23 protein-coding genes are annotated in these 15,862 nt (G+C 36.0%); 14 read left to right on the top strand and 9 right to left on the bottom strand.

Translation table 11 applies throughout. From position 1 onward, the window contains the following. Positions 1-175 precede the first annotated feature (175 nt). The 3 genes from GKP30_RS23955 to GKP30_RS01630 are packed head-to-tail and all read right to left on the bottom strand — an operon-like array spanning position 176 to position 821. Complete coding sequence (locus GKP30_RS23955; RefSeq protein ID WP_407928581.1) at positions 176-346, bottom strand: phosphatase PAP2 family protein; 171 nt, start codon at positions 344-346, stop codon at positions 176-178. Positions 347-354: 8 nt separating this feature from the next. Further along, on the bottom strand, positions 355-558 hold the full coding sequence (locus GKP30_RS01635; RefSeq protein WP_216827642.1) for a phosphatase PAP2 family protein: 204 nt from the start codon (positions 556-558) through the stop codon (positions 355-357). Continuing rightward, a complete protein-coding gene (locus GKP30_RS01630; RefSeq protein WP_216827641.1) occupies positions 555-821 on the bottom strand; it encodes a hypothetical protein in 267 nt (88 codons plus the stop codon). The genes GKP30_RS01635 and GKP30_RS01630 overlap by 4 nt, the downstream gene beginning before the upstream one ends. An 830-nt stretch (positions 822-1,651) precedes the next feature. Here GKP30_RS01630 and GKP30_RS01625 point away from each other — a divergent pair. The 4 genes from GKP30_RS01625 (at position 1,652) to GKP30_RS01610 (ending at position 4,200) form a co-directional block, all read left to right on the top strand. Beyond that, positions 1,652-1,819 (top strand): hypothetical protein, encoded by a 168-nt coding sequence (locus tag GKP30_RS01625; RefSeq protein WP_216827640.1) that lies wholly within the window; start codon positions 1,652-1,654, stop codon positions 1,817-1,819. Positions 1,820-2,055: 236 nt separating this feature from the next. Further along, positions 2,056-2,748 (top strand): DUF1538 domain-containing protein, encoded by a 693-nt coding sequence (locus tag GKP30_RS01620; RefSeq protein WP_216827639.1) that lies wholly within the window; start codon positions 2,056-2,058, stop codon positions 2,746-2,748. After that, positions 2,745-3,494, top strand: a complete 750-nt coding sequence (locus GKP30_RS01615) for a DUF1538 domain-containing protein (RefSeq protein ID WP_216827638.1) — start codon at positions 2,745-2,747, stop codon at positions 3,492-3,494. Before GKP30_RS01620 ends, GKP30_RS01615 begins: the two co-directional genes overlap by 4 nt. Then, on the top strand, positions 3,472-4,200 hold the full coding sequence (locus GKP30_RS01610; RefSeq protein WP_216827637.1) for a P-II family nitrogen regulator: 729 nt from the start codon (positions 3,472-3,474) through the stop codon (positions 4,198-4,200). Before GKP30_RS01615 ends, GKP30_RS01610 begins: the two co-directional genes overlap by 23 nt. 71 nt (positions 4,201-4,271) lie before the next feature. On the opposite strand, the gene GKP30_RS01605 is transcribed toward GKP30_RS01610, so the two are convergent. The 3 genes from GKP30_RS01605 to GKP30_RS01595 all read right to left on the bottom strand — a co-directional run bounded on the left by GKP30_RS01605 (position 4,272) and on the right by GKP30_RS01595 (position 5,829). Then, positions 4,272-5,213, bottom strand: a complete 942-nt coding sequence (locus GKP30_RS01605; RefSeq protein ID WP_216827636.1) for an arsenic resistance protein — start codon at positions 5,211-5,213, stop codon at positions 4,272-4,274. A 122-nt stretch (positions 5,214-5,335) separates the two neighbouring features. Beyond that, positions 5,336-5,473, bottom strand: a complete 138-nt coding sequence (locus GKP30_RS01600; protein WP_216827635.1) for a hypothetical protein — start codon at positions 5,471-5,473, stop codon at positions 5,336-5,338. 29 nt (positions 5,474-5,502) lie between these two features. Next, on the bottom strand, positions 5,503-5,829 hold the full coding sequence (locus GKP30_RS01595; RefSeq protein ID WP_216827634.1) for a hypothetical protein: 327 nt from the start codon (positions 5,827-5,829) through the stop codon (positions 5,503-5,505). A 156-nt stretch (positions 5,830-5,985) separates the two neighbouring features. On the opposite strand from GKP30_RS01595, the gene GKP30_RS01590 reads away from it, so the two are divergent. Both GKP30_RS01590 and GKP30_RS01585 read left to right on the top strand, forming a co-directional pair. Then, positions 5,986-6,546: a tyrosine-type recombinase/integrase gene (locus tag GKP30_RS01590; protein ID WP_216827633.1), complete on the top strand. Its 561-nt coding sequence runs from the start codon at positions 5,986-5,988 to the stop codon at positions 6,544-6,546. Positions 6,547-6,573: 27 nt separating this feature from the next. Next, complete coding sequence (locus tag GKP30_RS01585; RefSeq protein WP_216827632.1) at positions 6,574-8,061, top strand: potassium/proton antiporter; 1,488 nt, start codon at positions 6,574-6,576, stop codon at positions 8,059-8,061. Between the two features lie 47 nt (positions 8,062-8,108). On the opposite strand, the gene GKP30_RS01580 is transcribed toward GKP30_RS01585, so the two are convergent. Together GKP30_RS01580 and GKP30_RS01575 are read right to left on the bottom strand one after the other, a co-directional pair. Continuing rightward, positions 8,109-9,302, bottom strand: coding sequence for a chromate transporter (locus GKP30_RS01580; protein ID WP_216827631.1), 1,194 nt, complete (start codon positions 9,300-9,302; stop codon positions 8,109-8,111). Between the two features lie 14 nt (positions 9,303-9,316). Then, the gene (locus GKP30_RS01575; RefSeq protein ID WP_216827630.1) at positions 9,317-9,625 is read right to left on the bottom strand and encodes a PadR family transcriptional regulator; all 309 of its coding nucleotides are present in this window, start codon (positions 9,623-9,625) and stop codon (positions 9,317-9,319) included. Between the two features lie 159 nt (positions 9,626-9,784). Here GKP30_RS01575 and GKP30_RS01570 point away from each other — a divergent pair, with 159 nt between their 5' ends. The 8 genes from GKP30_RS01570 to GKP30_RS01535 all read left to right on the top strand — a co-directional run bounded on the left by GKP30_RS01570 (position 9,785) and on the right by GKP30_RS01535 (position 14,977). Continuing rightward, positions 9,785-10,243, top strand: a complete 459-nt coding sequence (locus GKP30_RS01570) for a GNAT family N-acetyltransferase (protein ID WP_216827629.1) — start codon at positions 9,785-9,787, stop codon at positions 10,241-10,243. A gap of 105 nt (positions 10,244-10,348) precedes the next feature. Continuing rightward, entirely contained in the window at positions 10,349-10,579 is a 231-nt protein-coding gene (locus tag GKP30_RS01565; protein WP_216827628.1) for a DUF1450 domain-containing protein, read from the top strand. 404 nt (positions 10,580-10,983) lie between these two features. Beyond that, positions 10,984-11,415, top strand: a complete 432-nt coding sequence (locus GKP30_RS01560; protein ID WP_216828068.1) for an SRPBCC family protein — start codon at positions 10,984-10,986, stop codon at positions 11,413-11,415. Further along, complete coding sequence (locus GKP30_RS01555) at positions 11,415-11,753, top strand: ArsR/SmtB family transcription factor (RefSeq protein ID WP_216827627.1); 339 nt, start codon at positions 11,415-11,417, stop codon at positions 11,751-11,753. The genes GKP30_RS01560 and GKP30_RS01555 overlap by 1 nt, the downstream gene beginning before the upstream one ends. A gap of 292 nt (positions 11,754-12,045) precedes the next feature. Further along, complete coding sequence (locus GKP30_RS01550) at positions 12,046-12,513, top strand: nitrous oxide reductase accessory protein NosL (protein WP_268884646.1); 468 nt, start codon at positions 12,046-12,048, stop codon at positions 12,511-12,513. Next, positions 12,506-13,324, top strand: a complete 819-nt coding sequence (modA, locus tag GKP30_RS01545; RefSeq protein ID WP_216827625.1) for a molybdate ABC transporter substrate-binding protein — start codon at positions 12,506-12,508, stop codon at positions 13,322-13,324. The genes GKP30_RS01550 and modA overlap by 8 nt, the downstream gene beginning before the upstream one ends. Before the next feature lie 103 nt (positions 13,325-13,427). Further along, positions 13,428-14,216, top strand: a complete 789-nt coding sequence (locus tag GKP30_RS01540; RefSeq protein WP_216827624.1) for an ABC transporter permease — start codon at positions 13,428-13,430, stop codon at positions 14,214-14,216. Beyond that, a complete protein-coding gene (locus GKP30_RS01535; RefSeq protein ID WP_216827623.1) occupies positions 14,213-14,977 on the top strand; it encodes an ATP-binding cassette domain-containing protein in 765 nt (254 codons plus the stop codon). The genes GKP30_RS01540 and GKP30_RS01535 overlap by 4 nt, the downstream gene beginning before the upstream one ends. A 61-nt stretch (positions 14,978-15,038) precedes the next feature. On the opposite strand, the gene GKP30_RS01530 is transcribed toward GKP30_RS01535, so the two are convergent. Further along, complete coding sequence (locus GKP30_RS01530; protein ID WP_216827622.1) at positions 15,039-15,782, bottom strand: YqcI/YcgG family protein; 744 nt, start codon at positions 15,780-15,782, stop codon at positions 15,039-15,041. Between the last annotated feature and the right edge of the window lie 80 nt (positions 15,783-15,862).

The raw sequence follows: 15,862 nt of genomic DNA, 5'->3' as shown, positions 1-15,862 counted from the left end.
GCTACATGAGGCATCAAAGTTGTAAGGTATGACTTGATCGTATGGTGGTGGCATTAGTTTAGCATTTTTATAGTTGCGATAAGGTGTATCGATAGGATGACCACTGGTATCTAAATCTCTTCTTAGTTCATTTACGACAATTTGCCCAATTTGTCGACCTAAACGAAGCCCTTTCTCATTCTATTGGGAAGTGAATACCTCCATATAGCCTTGATAATGCAGCCTCTTCAGCTATATCATGAATTTTTCTGCTTTCCGCTGGAAAGAAGTAACTTAAAATGACTGCCGCTGCACCTGAAACAGTTGCGTGTCCTGACGGGTAAGCAGGATGTTTTGGTGTACAGATAATGGTTGTTAACTCTTGACCATTTGGTTTGGGCGCGCGACATTTAACTTGTACTTAATGTCCCAGGTCAGAATAAACGCATCATTAAGCCCAGTGAACAGAGCTGATAATATTCGAGCTGCTCGAGGTGCTGGGACGATATACGAATCAATCATTCGATCAGCTATAGGTAACCACTGTTTTGTTGGAGGCCCAGAACCCCAATACTTCACAGGGCTATTCTGTGATCTGTTATGTTTGCTAATTCGTTTTGAACGACGTTTAATTGCTTTTCCCAATTTATCGTATTGGGGTGTCTGATCTCAAATCTTACTTTTCTACCATCTAATGTCTCAAAGCCCCCTCCTTTACAACGTCTGATAAAATACGTTTTCCAAGTGCCTGCAAAGCGCTCAACTGGGTTGTTTGGCGGATTTTTTTCACCTGCATATGGAATGTCTGTCCAAAGGGGATAATTTGGTTTTCTTATATCCACAATCTCACCTCTTAGTTCGTATATAGGTAACATATGTACAAACAACCTTTTTGGTATAAATAGAGGAAAAAAAAGGTTTAAAAATTCGGTTGAGTAATAGTACTTAGCTTTTGAGCACTTAAGATGTAAGTAAAATTATTTGTATGTTTGGATTGGGATATGGAAAAAATAAAGATAATTTACAAATTATTACATTTTGAAGTGCGGTTTCTGGCTTAGAAGAGGAAAGTAGAGGGGAAAAATGCATATCCTATTGGCTATACTTCTGTTACTCTTAAATGTAAAACGGAAAACCTTGAAGAACCTCGATCAGCATTATATTAGTGTGCTATATGTTGGTTTTTTTAATTTGTTTTATTACTATACATGTAAGCATTTTATTTTATGGGACTACAAGTCAAACTATATGAATATTAGGTGGGCAAGGGGGCTACATCTTTTCGTCATTATGCCTTTAATTACTCTTTTATTTTTATCAAGAGTCCCGAATTCGTCATTTAAAAAGGTTTTACACACTATGAAATGGGTGACAACTTCGGTAATTGTTGAGTGGTTTGGTTTAAAGAAATTTAATGCTATTTATTTCTTACATGGGTGGAATATAAGATGGTCAGCGCTTATGTATATACTCATGTACAGCTTTAGCTTGTTAATTTTAAATAGTCCGACATTAGTAGGTATATTATCAGTTTGTTCTGTTGTCATATTAATTGTCATTTTTAAGGTTCCATTTCGTAATGAGTTTTTAATGGGACCTATTATATTAGGAATAAGAAAGCTAAATCTCTTCCAAAAAGATAAGCATTTCATTAAGAGTAGGTACAAGAATTTTGAGTAGTAGAATTAAAATAAAAGAAGACGATGTCCAATGGACATCGTCTTCGCGTATTGAGGCGATAAACTGCACTCCACATAGTGCATTACCAAATGGCGTGTTTATCGACTTACACAATGAGCTCATCGCTTTATTAATATATCATCCTTCTTATAGAAAGTAAACTAAAATTTTATGGTTAATATTTACAATGCTGTTTTAAACTAGTGTTAGAAGCTCCAGTTACAACAATGAATAAGAAAACAGTTAATAATGGGATTTCATTGTATTGTCAGATTAAATTATTTTTTGCTTTATTTTTGTTGATAAGTTTCATTTATAATAAAAAAGGTATTTTATATAAATAAACAGAATTTAACAAAGAACTACTAAGTTAAAATTGAACGAGGGGAGAACTAAATGCAGGATATAAGAGATACGGTAAAAGAAGTTGTCTATGCTATTTTACCCATTACACTCGTTATTGTTGTTTTACAATTTACGTTGATTTGGCTGCCGATGGAAGTATTTTTTCAATTCCTAGCAGGGGTTGTCATGGTAAGCTTAGGACTAATGTTATTTTTATTAGGTGTACATATCGGATTACTACCAGTAGGCGAAATGGTAGGTTCAGCATTACCAAAAACTAAGAAAATTGGCTTAATTCTATTCTTTGGATTTTTATTAGGTTTTGTCGTAACCGTTGCAGAACCAGATGTTCGAGTGCTTGCCTTGCAAATCGATCAAGTATCTAACGGTGAAATATCAAGAAATATATTGGTATATTCGGTAGCACTTGGTGTGGGAATTTTTGTAGCATTAGCGATGTTACGAATCGTCTTTAACTTTTCAATAAAGTGGTTGCTCTTAGGCGGCTACGGTCTAGTATTTTTATTAGCAGCTTTTACTCCAGCTCATTTTATCCCTATATCGTTTGATGCGGGCGGGGTTACAACAGGGCCTATGACCGTCCCGTTTATTTTAGCCCTCGGAGTAGGGGTCGCTTCTGTATTAAGGGGTAAGACGTCTTCTAGTGATAGCTTTGGATTAGTTGCGCTTGCATCGATTGGGCCGATCTTAGCTGTCTTGTTATTAGGGGTGATTTACGGATGAAAATTAATATTTTCGAAGGCTTTGGTCATGTATTACTCGAAGTAACGTTCGCTTTACTGCCACTGATTATCTTCTTCCTTATTTTTCAGTTTTTCTTTCTAAAACTCGAGAAACAGAAGATCATTAATATCGGAAAAGGTTTTATTCTTTCTTTTTTTGGACTAGCCCTATTTTTACAAGGAGTTCATGTTGGTTTTTTTCCAGCTGGCGAGTTAATTGGCGAAACATTAGGCAGTTTATCGTATAATTGGGTGCTTATACCGATAGGCTTTGTACTAGGCTTTGTTGCTACATTCGCAGAACCTGCTGTACGGATACTAAACCATGAAGTTGAAAAGGTTTCTGGTGGATATATTTCACAGAAGGTTATGCTCTACACCCTTTCGATCGGAGTTGCTGTTTCTATTGCTGTTTCAATGGTTCGCATTTTAGTTGGAATTCCATTATGGTATTTTGTTATACCAGGTTATTTAATTGTTATTATTATGATGTTCTTTTCTTCGAAGACGTTTACCTCTATTGCCTTTGACTCTGGTGGGGTTGCGACTGGACCTATGACGGTTACTTTTATTTTAGCCATTGCTGTTGGAGTAGCATCTGCCATTGAAGGAAGGGACCCGCTTATTGATGGGTTTGGTATGATTGCACTCGTTGCGTTATCACCGATCTTATCGGTATTAATATTAGGTGTGTTGTATGAGCGTAAAGGAGGTAAAAGTAAAGATGAAGTTAAATCTGAAGCATAAATTAATGATCACGGTAGTTAAAAAAGGACAAGCAAAAAATATTGTTAAAGCGACTAAAAAAGCTGGTGCAGAAGGAGGTACAATCCTACTTGGGAAAGGTACAGGAATTCATGAAAATAAAACTTTTTTAGGTATACCAGTAGAGCCAGAGAAGGAGGTAATATTAACTCTTGCATCGACTAACATAATGGACACTGTAGTGAAAACGATTATTAATGATTGCAAAATTAATGAACCTGGAAAAGGTTTAGGAATGGTAATTGATTTAAAGCAAGTAGGTGGAATTTGTCACTTATTAAATGTACCTGTTGAAAGCCATACAGTACCAGAGGAAGAGAGGAATATACCAATGCCAGAACAAAATATCCATTATGAACTAATCGTTACGATAATAAACAAGGGTGATTCCGACAAAGTAGTAGAAGCATCAAAAAAAGCTGGTGCAGAAGGAGGAACGATCTTAACGGGCCGTGGGACAGGAATTCACGAGCAAGCTAAGTTTTTTAATATATTAATTGAACCTGAAAAAGAAATTGTCCTTACTTTAATTGATCGTAAAAAAACAGACGATGTTTTAACGATGATTATGAAAGAAGCCCATTTAGATGAGCCAGGGAAGGGAATCGCTTTCGTTTTAGATGTTGAACGAACGGTAGGAATAAACCATGTATTGAATGAATTAGTCAATGAAAAGTTCAGTAAATAGAAAATTATTAAAAATCCAGTCACTCTAGACTGGATTTTTCTATTATTAAGAAATTGAATTATTGAGTCTGTTTATTTCCTTCCCATTAAAAGAACTTGAGAAATAAGCGCTAAAATAGGTAGCTCTAATAAAGGTCCAATGACCAAAGTAAGAGCAATCAACGGTTCATCTGGGAAGGCTGTCATGGCGATGGCTAACGCAATAGGAGAGTTTCGGGCAAGTGTTGTCAGGCTTAGGCTTGCTCGATCTGCATAACACAGCTTCATGAGCTTGCCGATCTTTTGACCAATTATAAAATTAACAACAAAAAAGCATAGGATTGGAAGCGTAATTTTCCACAGTAAATCGAAATGACTAAATAGCAATTGACCGTGAGCAGAGAACATAGCAACGATTGCAAGACTTAGAAAAATCATCGGTAATAAGCTAATGTAAGAGAATAGAGTTTCTTTCATATGGTGTCTTTTTCGCAACAGTACCTTTGTTAGTATAGCTCCTACAAAAGGGATGAGTAAAATGAGTAGCACGCTTTTTAATAAGAAAGACCACTCAACAACACCGGTTGTACCACCAAATAGGAGGAGATAAACAGGCAGTAACAGGATTTGGAAAACTAAATTTAACGGTAAGATTGCAGTCGAGAGCGCTACGTTTCCTCTTGCAATGCTCGTAAAAATCAAATACCAATCGGTACATGGTGTGACCATCAACATAATAAATCCGATATACAAAGCAGGATGGTTCGATAAGAAAGCTAAAGCAAGTAACCAAGCGAGGATCGGTACCCAAATAAAATTAATCAACAAGGAGAGAGAGGTAAATTTGATGTTTTTAAAAGATATTCTTATATTTTCTACAGGTAGTTGTAAAAAAGTTATGTAAAGCATTGCAACAAGTAACGGAACAATGAATACCTCGGCGTTTTCTCTTACAACAGCAAGTTGTCCTAATAACACCCCGATAACGACCGCTAAAATAATGACCAGTGAATATAATTTTTCAAATAAGCTCATTGAGGTTATTTGCACCAACTTCTCATATTTTTGTATCCCCATTTTATCATATTGTTCGAGTTCAGGCTTGAATAGGAAAATGCCCCTGATCCATTGTGGTTCCAGGGACATCTTTATAGAATTTAGTCAGGGAAAACTTCCATCCCTAATACAAAATGAGCAAATAAAAACACGATCGTCATTAAAACAATAGATATAACTACGCTCATAATTGAGTCTCTAATTTCAGGTGGTAACTTCGCTCTTTTATTGGATTCCATTATTAACATCTCCTTCAGTTTCTTCTAATTTATGAGTCATAAGACCACTGAAGGATGAATGTACTTTGAAATTTGATAGTAAGTAAATTCACTATTGTTTTTATTTTTTCAATCGTCGTTTGAAATAGATATTTACCTGGTAGAGCATACAAAATATAAATTGGAGTAATTGAATAGTATGGCACGATTCCTTTTAATGAAAATGGACTCCCGAAACAACTAGTATTTAAGTCTGATGAACTTGGTATAACAACGATTAAAGGATCACCATTTGTTTCTGCATGTAAATCAATTTTAGAAGTGGAAAGAATAAAGCTGAATATAAAAATAAAAAGGAATAGAAGTTTGATTTTCATCAGTACACCAACTATTTTTTATAATTAGTATATGTGCTTACTCTTATATTATCAATAAAGTACTATTGCTTGTTAAGAAAATGAGTGTATAACAACGTATGTTACATAAGAGTGTGTTAAAATAATGTTATGTAACATATTTCTTTGGGGGTTTCGATGGAATACGTAGAGGCGATAAAAGATAAATCGAAGATCGGGGAAATGAAACAAATTTTACTCAATCATTCAAAAAGAGACTATTTATTTTTTGTAGTGGGTATTAATACTGGGTTAAGGGTATCTGAATTATTAAGACTAAAAGTCAAAGATGTTTTCACAAATGAAAATGTTGTTAAAGAATACTACGAATTTAATGATAAAAAAAAGAGATATATTTATTTTAATAACAAAGTAAAATCAGCGTTAGAAATTCACGCTGAAAGTTTTCAACTTAAAGAGGACGACTATCTTTTTAAATCCCAAAAAGGGGACCAGCCGATAACTAGGCAACAAGCATATCGAATTATTAATCATGTCGCAAGATTGGCAGGCCTGAACCAAAAAATTGGTACACATACACTAAGGAAGACATTTGGATATCATGCATATAAACGAGGAGTAGCTATATCACTATTACAAAAACATTTTAACCATTCGACTCCATCAGAAACGTATAAATATTTAGGAATTGAAAAAAACGAAGTAAATAAGAAAATTCAAATTGATGTTAATTTGTAGATAGATAGAGAGGAGAAAAATGAAGCAATGGGAGGTACTTTTAATATAGATTACTTCATCTTGCTGGGGTCGCTTTTACTAATTATTGGGGTACTAACGACCAAATTTTCAACAAGAATTGGTGTACCCGCTCTTGTACTTTTCATATTAGTTGGAATGATTGCAGGTAGTGATGGTCTTGGCTTAATTTATTTTGATAATGCTAAGCTTGCTCAGTTGATTGGTATTTTAGCATTAGTAATTATTTTGTTTGAAGGGGGTTTACAAACAAAATGGCCAACTGTTAAACGGGTAGCAATTCCGTCGTTATCTTTAGCCACATTAGGTGTTATCATCACTACAGTTGTTGTAGCAGGTGCAGCAAAACTCGTATTGGATGTATCGTGGCTAGAAGCTTTGTTATTCGGTGCGATTGTTGGCTCTACTGATGCTGCAGCTGTATTTGCAGTTTTAAAAGGGCAGAACATCAAAGCGAGGATGGGAGCAACACTAGAGGCAGAGTCTGGAACTAATGATCCAATGGCGGTATTTTTAACCCTTTCCTTTATACAACTCATACTTGCAGACGAACCCAATTATTTATTATTAGTAGGATCATTCTTATGGCAAATGGGGATAGGCTTACTCATTGGGTTAGGCTTTGGCAGGCTTGCCACTTATGCGATCAATCGCATTAACTTAGATTCAAGTGGGTTGTACCCTGTCTTTGCTTTAGCCTTTGCTTTATTGACGTATAGTGTAACTGCACTTATCGGCGCTAGCGGTCTTTTAGCAGTATATGTTGCAGCACTTGTAATTGGAAACTCAGAAATAACGTATCGACAGTCGATTTTCCGATTTAATGAAGGGTTTGCATGGATGATGCAGATCTTAATGTTTGTGATTTTAGGTTTACTCATTTTCCCTAGTCAACTTTTTAATGACTTCATTTTACTAAAAGGATTGTTAATATCCGTTATATTGATTGTAGTTGCAAGGCCAGTAGCTGTATTTATCTCGACGATTGGGATGAAATATAGTTGGAGAGAAAAAGTATTCTTATCTTGGGCAGGTTTACGGGGAGCGGTACCAATTGTTTTAGCAACATTTCCGATGATTGCGGGATTAGAAAACAGTCAAATGTTTTTCAATGTTGTTTTTGCAGTGGTATTAACATCTGCACTTGTGCAAGGTTCATCGATTGCTTATATGGCAGAAAAGTTAAAGTTAACGGGTCCACCAAAAGCTAACTCACCGCATTCTTTAGAGCTTGTTTCGATTGGAAAAGCAAATGCAGAAATTATTGAATTTGAAGTAAATGAAAATCATCTAATTAACGGTAAAAGAATTATGGAAATTGAGTTTCCAAAGAAGGTTTTAATCAATGCGGTTATACGTGATGCAGAGTTAATTACCCCACGTGGACGAACTAAAATTAGATCAGGGGACATTCTTTATATTTTAACGTCTAGGGAAAGTAAATCAGCATTAACAAAATTGTTGAATTTAAAACTAGAAGAACCAACAGATCTATAATGTTTTAAAAAAGTGAGGCTAATCGAATTGGCCTCACTTTTTTGCACTTATAGTAAAGATAATAGAAAACCGCCGAATGCTCCAGTTAATACAATGACCCAAGGAGGCAGTTTCCAAAACACTAACATGCTAAATAGGACGGCAGCAAATGCAAAATCAACAGCTGATAAAATCGAACTCGTCCAAATCGGATGATAAAGGGCGGCGATTAAAATGCCGACAACTGCGGCATTAACACCCATTAATGCCCCTTTGACTTTCGGATTGCGGCGCAATGTGTCCCAAAATGGCAGTGTTCCTAAAATGAGTAGAAATGCAGGTAAAAAAATTGCAATGGTTGCTAACAACCCACCTTGCCAGCCGTTAATGACGGCTCCGATGTAAGCGGCGAATGTAAATAAAGGTCCTGGTACGGCTTGTGCTGCACCGTAGCCAGCTAAAAATTGTTCTTCTGTTAACCAACCTGTTGGTACAAATTCACGTTCTAGTAAAGGTAAGACGACATGGCCGCCACCAAATACAAGTGCTCCAGAGCGGTAAAAGCTATCAAACATAGCAATCCAATTGATCGCTGTAGCTTCTCGTAGAATCGGAAGAAGAATTAGTAATCCAAAGAATACCGTTAAACATCCATAAGCAAAGCGACGAGAAATCGGAAACTTTGAACTAGATGTAGTATCATCGATTGTTTGTTGTTTATATAATAAATAACCGACAAATCCAGCTAAGATAATTATTCCAACTTGAGTAAATGCCGTTTGCCATAGTAGTGTGAGAACAATTGCAAATAAGGCAATCGTTCGTCGTTGTAAGTCCGGTGTTAAATTCTTTGCCATCCCAAGAATTGCATGCGCTACTACGGCAACCGCAACAATTTTTAACCCGTGAATCCATCCGTAGTCAGCAAACCCTAACTGATTGAGAAGAACGGCAAATACTATGAGGGCGATAACGGAAGGAAGGGTAAAGCCAAGAAAAGCTAATATTCCTCCGAGTAAACCAGCACGCATGACGCCAATTCCGATACCTACTTGGCTACTTGCTGGTCCTGGTAGGAACTGACATAATGCTACGAGGTCAGCGTAGCTTTTTTCATCCATCCATTTTCTTCTACGAACATACTCTTCATAAAAATAGCCCAAATGTGCAATTGGACCGCCGAATGAAGTGAAACCTAGTCGAGTGGAGACGAGCAACACTTCTAATAGGGATTTAAATTTATTTTCATTTTGATTAGACATCTTTGCACCTCTTGTTAATCTTTAATTTCTTTGAAAAGCTCATAGGCTTTATTTCTTGCTTCAACGAGTAAGGTTTCACCTTTTTCAGTCGTTGAGTAATACTTGCGAATTTTCCCTTCAACTTTCAGATCTTCTTTATATAGAAGGCCGTCCTTTTCCATGCTGTGAAGGATAGGGTATAATGTACCTGCACTTATGTTATAACCGTGTTCTTTCAGCTCTTCTAACATCCACAAACCGAAAATCGGATGCTCTTTGGCATGATGTAAAATATGTATCTGAATAAAACCTAGAAATAACTTTCTTAAAACTTTATCCTCCAATCGTAAACCCCTTTCATTATTGTATTCCAATATCGAAAAACGATATTATAAAAATAACAAAATAAAAAACAAGAAACAACGTATTGCACAAATAAAACATAGTAAATTTACAATCTTAATATGTTATTAACAAAACCTTTTAACAGGGAGAGGGTTTACATGATTAAAAAGTTAGATATTACAGACCCAACTATGGCAGCTGAGATTAACGTTTTGCAAAAAAATGCTTATAAAGTAGAAGCAAATATCATCGGTTATTTTGACCTCCCGCCTTTAAATGAAACCGTGCAAGAACTTCAACAATGCGGTGAAGTCTTTTTAGGATATGTTATAGAGGAAAAAGTAGTCGGGGCGATCTCTTACAAAATGTCAATAGAGATATTAGATATTCATCGTCTGATGGTTCATCCTCATCACTTTAGAAAAGGTATCGCACAAGCATTATTGACGTACTTGGAAGAGTATGAGCCTTCGATACATGAGTGGATTGTTTCTACTGGAACGAGCAACACTCCAGCGATCCTTTTATATAAGAGAAATGGATTTCAAGTGTTAAATGAAGTAAAGGTAAATGAAAAGTTATCGATCACAAATTTTAAAAAATTTGTAGAAAAATAAAAACTGAAATTTAATAAAAATAAGCTGACTTGTGTAACCACCTTTGATATGATATTGATAATGATTATAATTATCAATTAGTACTTCTAAGAGGTGGACGTACATATGAAGAAAATCTACTTTTGTAAAGAAAATGATGTATCTAAAAAGGTGTTTAAACATATAAAAGAAAAGTATCCAGACATCACTGTGAAACGAAAAGGGTGCATTGGTGAATGCAAAACATGTAAACGTTGTCCTTTCAGTTTGATAGATGGAAAGAAAATCATTAAATGCGATACAGACGATGAACTATTTGCTAAATTAAATAAACAAATATTAAAAAAAGCAAAGTAATTGAGTTTGTATATAGATTTAGAGATAGTTGAAGTAGAGCTTTTTTTTATCAAATGAAAGATAAATAAACTCCATAATTCGTGTCCATACAAATGGTACTGCCCACCCCTATTACACTAAGAGAAAGTGTAATAGGGGTCTTTTGGGAGTTTGAGAACTATATTTTAAAGTATTTAATGATTTATATCAGTTGGGATGGTGCTCTTTCAATTTGAAGTGATAGCTTTTGATGGCTAACAGACAATCTCGATTTTAGCTATGCTAACGGTCACGACTGTATTTATATCATTTGTTGTAATTGTCAAAAAGGTATTAATCTGTGAACGCAAGTGCTTGACATGAAACCAAAAGGTTTCGTAAAATAAAGATGCAACCTTTTGGTTGCGCATTTACATACTGGAGGAATAAGAATGACATCTACTTTAGATATTCGTAAACAAGCTGTTTTTAATGCAAACATCGACAAAGTTTGGAATGCTGTTGCAACATCAGAAGGCATTGACTCATGGTTTATGCCTAATGATTTTAAACAAGAGTTAGACTATGAATTTACAATTCAGTCACCGTTTGGTCCGACGCCTTGTAAGGTGTTGGAATTAAATCCACCAAACAAATTAGTGTTTTCATGGGGCGAAGCTGGCTGGAAAGTATCTTTTGAACTTAAAGATTTAGGGGAGCAGACGGAATTTACATTGATCCATTCAGGTTGGGGCGCATCAGATGAAATCGTTCCCGGTCCAGGACCAGATCAGACCAATGCTGAGATCAGTGACCGTATGAACAATGGTTGGGATTCAATTGTGCATGAAGCATTGCGTAAAGTAGTGGAAGGGTAATGCCACTAGAACAAAAGCATGATGTGTTCCAAGCGATCGCTGATCCATCGAGACGTAAGATGCTACGGTTGTTAGCGGATGGAGAAATGCCTGTTACAATCATTAGTAAACACTTTCCAATCAGTCGGACAGCCGTTTCTAAGCATTTACGTATTTTATCAGAAGCTAATCTTGTGAGTGTTAAGAAAATGGGCAGAGAGTCTCGTTACACACTACAAGCAGATGCTTTGCTAGAGTTAAAGGAATGGTTATCTTTTTACGAGCAGTTTTGGGATAATAAGATGGCAATGCTAAAACATTTCGTTGAAACTGATAGGGATAACAAGGGAGAAATGTGATCCATCTCTCATTAAAAGCATTAGTAAAGTTCATGCAATTTTAATAGTAAGTTATCAGAGACTAGCTTGATGTTACATTTGTAACTAAGCTAGTCTTTTGTAGTTTTTGATTAAGATTATGAGAATTGTTATTTATTTATACAGTATAGGGTATTTTGACAAAATCGTGAATAAAATTTATATTTCACAAAGCTCTCAAAATTATCGATTACTTTAATAGTATCAATAAAAGGAGGGGGTTACTACGAGACAATATAGTTTCTTCTTTATTGGATGTATAACACTTCTTCTGATGCTAAGTGCTTGTGTAGAAAAAGAGTATGAGCCTTATCAAATTTCAGAAGGAGTCGACATTTGTAATGAGTGTAATATGGTCATGGGCGATAACCAATATGCCACCCAAATTCATCTGACCAATGGCCAATACTTTATGTTTGATGATATCGGCTGTCATTATCAGTGGTTAAAGCAGTATAGCGACCGAGAGATTGCGGTTCAATATGTACGTGATTATCATACGTTGGAGTGGTTAGACATTGAAGATGCTTATTTTGTCTATGATGCATCCATTCAAACACCGATGGGCTATGGGATTAACACCTTTAAAGATGTAGATGAAGCTTATCGATTTATGGATGAAAATGGGGCAGGCGAAATGTTCACATTTAGTGACTTTTTCGATCATCACTTCGAACGCCAATTCGGATATAACTTTCAACAAAATTTAGTAGGAACAAAATGGGGGATAAAAAATGATTAAAAGAAAAGGATTTATTTTTGCATTATTACTAGCTTTTACAATGATGACAGTTGCTGCATGTGGTTCGAATGATAGCTCTTCATCTGATCACGAAAATGAAAAAAGCGATGAATACATTACGCTTCAAGCCCTAATTGGGGCAGGTCTTGCCCAGCCGATGGATGAACTAATTGAAATGTATGAAGAACAAACAGGTGTAAAAGTGGAAGTGAATTATAACAATAATGCGGGATTAGTCGGCCAGCTGGAGATGAGTAAGCAAGGTGATATATTTATTCCAGGATCACAAAGGGTGATTGATTCGATGAAGGAAGCAGGCCATATCGAGGATGAAGTATTTGGTCCACTTGCTTTTCATACCCCAATCATTCTTGTAGCCAAAGATAATCCGAAAAATATACAGGGTATTGGGGATCTTGCACAGCCAGGCTTAACGATTGCGATTCCTAATCGTGAAGGAACACCACTCGGACAATCAGCGTATGAAATGTTTGAAGAATTAGGAATAACAGAACAAGTAGAAACGAATGAAATTATAACAGCACAAACAGGTTCTGAAGCTGTTATGGCGATAATGTCGGGAGAAGTTGACGCTGCAATCAGTGAGCTTGCCGCATTTCAAAAAAATCGTGAAAAGCTAGATGCCGCACAGATTGATCCAGATCTAAATGTTCTTCATGCGTTTATGGGTACGGTCATCTCCTATTCTGAGCAAAAAGAAGCAGCGACTGAATTTCTTCAGTTTTTAGAAAAAGAAGCACCTGCCGTATTTCAATATCACGGATATAACATCAAAGGTGAAATTCATTAGTAACTAGGGGAAAAAGAACGATCCAATCGTTTCGATAGATCGTTCTTATTTTTCCTAATGATTCGTGTAAATGAAAATACCCAAGATAGAAGTGAGGAGAATTATGCGTACAAATCAATTATTAACGAAAAGCTTTATCACGATATATATACTCACGGCATTATTTTTATTCTCTGTCTATATTGGTTTATTTTTTTATGTAGATCTATTTGCTTTTATTACAACAATCCAAGATAAAGAATTTCATTTTGCAATCGTTTTTACGTTGGTGACTTCATTGATTAGTGCATTAATTATAGCAATCATTGCCATTCCTGTTGGTTATGTTTTAGCGAAAGTGTCTTTTCCTTTAAAAAATGTCATTAGTTCGCTTTTTGATCTACCGTTAATTCTTCCGTCTTTAGTAACGGGTGTGGCCTTATTATTATTTTTTGGGCCGATAACTAGTGATTTGTTAAGTTCACTTGGCATTCGTATCGTTTTTACTCCTGTTGGGGTAGTCGTTGCTCAAGTTGTAATTGGTTTACCATTAGCTGTGAGAGCATGTCAACAAGCCTTTGCCAGCTATGATGAGCGATTTGAAAAAGTAGCCGCAACTCTTGGCTATAGTCCATTTCAAGTATTTATGCGAACGTCATTACCGATGGCGAGATCTGGGATTTGGAGTGGGATCATCATGGCTTGGGCGAGAGCTATGGGGGAGTTTGGAGCGATATCAATGGTTGCAGGTATGACCAAATTTAAGACAGAAACGGTCAGCATTGCCATCTTTTTAAAAATGTCGATAGGTGAAATTCAATTTTCAGTTGCGATTTCAATAGTGATGATTTTATTTGCAATAGTATTTCTGACAGTAATTAGAATGTTTGAGCGAATGGAGGAGAGACGATGAGCCAGCATTTAAAAATAGAACAATTGAGTGTTAATTACGAAAAATTTGCTCTCAAGAATGTCGATTTCTCTCTACAACCTAATGATTATTTAGTGGTGATGGGGCCAACAGGGTGTGGGAAAACGTTACTGCTTGAAAGCATTGTCGGATTAACCAAAATTGATCACGGTCGTATATATATAAATGGGAAAGATATAACGAATACACCAGTTGAAAAAAGGAAGATCGGTTTCGCCTATCAAGATAGCTTTCTTTACCCGTTTTTCACAGTGAGAGAAAATATATTATTTGCGGCAAAAGAACAAAAACGTGACAGCCAAATTATAGCTCGAATGAGAGACTTAACAGAAAAGATGAAAATTGACCATCTTTTAGAGCGTAAACCACAGCGTTTAAGTGGGGGAGAAAAACAGCGAGTATCTTTAGCAAGAGCCCTTCTCATGAAGCCTAAGCTTTTATTATTAGATGAACCCATTTCAGCTCTGGATCCTAAAACGAGACTAGAGCTCTATGATCTTTTCCGATCGATTCACTTTGAAGAAGATGTGACGATCATTCATGTTACCCATGATTTTACCGAAGCGATGGCTCTCTCTAATAAAGTAATGTTGTTAAACAATGGGCAAATTGAACAGTTTTCTTCAAAAGAACATTTTTTTAAAAAGCCAGCGACTCCCTTTGTGGCTGAGTTTGTTTGCTTAGAGCAAATGAAAGCGGTGCTTAATGATAAACATGGTACAGTCAAAGCCTCTAGTGTGTAATCTCTGGAAATAGGATAGGAAAAGAGTTAACCTTTCTTCCTATCCTATTTTCATTATTAGATTACTTTTTTTTATTCATCAGTTGTTGCGCCCGATGGAATGGGCATTTAGCAAGGGCGGTTTCGTCATCATGAAGGAAATACTGCTTCCATTCATAATTATCATCCTCTCCATACTTCTTTAATTCTGGATGAGCTTCAATGTGGTCATAGGCTGCAAGACGTTTCCGAATTTGGGTTTTCATTTTTTTTGCATAATCAGGAGAAGCATTAAATTGTTGAAGTACCCATCTTGGAGTAATGGCCATCATAAAGTAAGGAAATGATCGACTGTTTCTATGTGTATGGGCTGGTGTTGCACAGTACATAAAATAAGGTTCACCATGAAAGCAAAATTCCCACTCATTTTGATGGGGATCTTGAGGAATATGTTCGGGCCACTGTTTTTCATCTAGTTCTGTTAATTCGTTTAATAAGTGCCAATACTTCTGTTCATACTCTTCAACCAAAACGTTTTCTTCATTTGAACCTTCAAAAAATACGATGAGTGTAGTATATCTACCAAATTGTCGATAATTTTCAGAGTACTCTTTTAATAATTGTGCTAGTTCATATGAAGTTTGCTGTTCATCAGGATGACCAACAAAACCATAACGTAAATGACCAAGTACAAAGGCTTGAGTTGCTGGAATACATGGAAAGAGATGGTGGCGATGCGTCATTTTCTCCTCGAATTGTTGTATCGCATTTAATTTCCATCCATACATATGAAGTAGCGCTTTTTCTTTTGTCCATAAGAAATTCATGATATTCACTCCTAACCTAATTTAGCCTATTGCAAATTGTTGGTTAGGTGAGTGTCCATGTTCAGGATGGGCTTAACTAT

Source organism: Alkalihalobacterium elongatum (assembly GCF_019024285.1).
Classification (GTDB): domain Bacteria; phylum Bacillota; class Bacilli; order Bacillales; family Bacillaceae_F; genus Alkalihalobacterium; species Alkalihalobacterium elongatum.
The sequence above is the reverse complement of the archived record's forward strand: the minus strand, read 5'-3'. Positions and strand labels throughout refer to the sequence as shown.

Excerpts from the sequence above, each read along its gene's own strand:
- GKP30_RS01620 (WP_216827639.1), top strand. The coding sequence starts at position 2,056 with ATGCAGGATATAAGAGATACGGTAAAAGAAGTTGTCTATGCTATTTTA.
- GKP30_RS01615 (WP_216827638.1), top strand. The coding sequence starts at position 2,745 with ATGAAAATTAATATTTTCGAAGGCTTTGGTCATGTATTACTCGAAGTA.
- GKP30_RS01610 (WP_216827637.1), top strand. The coding sequence starts at position 3,472 with ATGAAGTTAAATCTGAAGCATAAATTAATGATCACGGTAGTTAAAAAA.
- GKP30_RS01605 (WP_216827636.1), bottom strand. The coding sequence starts at position 5,213 with ATGAGCTTATTTGAAAAATTATATTCACTGGTCATTATTTTAGCGGTC.
- GKP30_RS01600 (WP_216827635.1), bottom strand. The coding sequence starts at position 5,473 with ATGGAATCCAATAAAAGAGCGAAGTTACCACCTGAAATTAGAGACTCA.
- GKP30_RS01595 (WP_216827634.1), bottom strand. The coding sequence starts at position 5,829 with ATGAAAATCAAACTTCTATTCCTTTTTATTTTTATATTCAGCTTTATT.
- GKP30_RS01590 (WP_216827633.1), top strand. The coding sequence starts at position 5,986 with ATGGAATACGTAGAGGCGATAAAAGATAAATCGAAGATCGGGGAAATG.
- GKP30_RS01585 (WP_216827632.1), top strand. The coding sequence starts at position 6,574 with ATGGGAGGTACTTTTAATATAGATTACTTCATCTTGCTGGGGTCGCTT.
- GKP30_RS01580 (WP_216827631.1), bottom strand. The coding sequence starts at position 9,302 with ATGTCTAATCAAAATGAAAATAAATTTAAATCCCTATTAGAAGTGTTG.
- GKP30_RS01570 (WP_216827629.1), top strand. The coding sequence starts at position 9,785 with ATGATTAAAAAGTTAGATATTACAGACCCAACTATGGCAGCTGAGATT.
- GKP30_RS01565 (WP_216827628.1), top strand. The coding sequence starts at position 10,349 with ATGAAGAAAATCTACTTTTGTAAAGAAAATGATGTATCTAAAAAGGTG.
- GKP30_RS01555 (WP_216827627.1), top strand. The coding sequence starts at position 11,415 with ATGCCACTAGAACAAAAGCATGATGTGTTCCAAGCGATCGCTGATCCA.
- GKP30_RS01550 (WP_268884646.1), top strand. The coding sequence starts at position 12,046 with ATGCTAAGTGCTTGTGTAGAAAAAGAGTATGAGCCTTATCAAATTTCA.
- modA (WP_216827625.1), top strand. The coding sequence starts at position 12,506 with ATGATTAAAAGAAAAGGATTTATTTTTGCATTATTACTAGCTTTTACA.
- GKP30_RS01540 (WP_216827624.1), top strand. The coding sequence starts at position 13,428 with ATGCGTACAAATCAATTATTAACGAAAAGCTTTATCACGATATATATA.
- GKP30_RS01535 (WP_216827623.1), top strand. The coding sequence starts at position 14,213 with ATGAGCCAGCATTTAAAAATAGAACAATTGAGTGTTAATTACGAAAAA.
- GKP30_RS01530 (WP_216827622.1), bottom strand. The coding sequence starts at position 15,782 with ATGAATTTCTTATGGACAAAAGAAAAAGCGCTACTTCATATGTATGGA.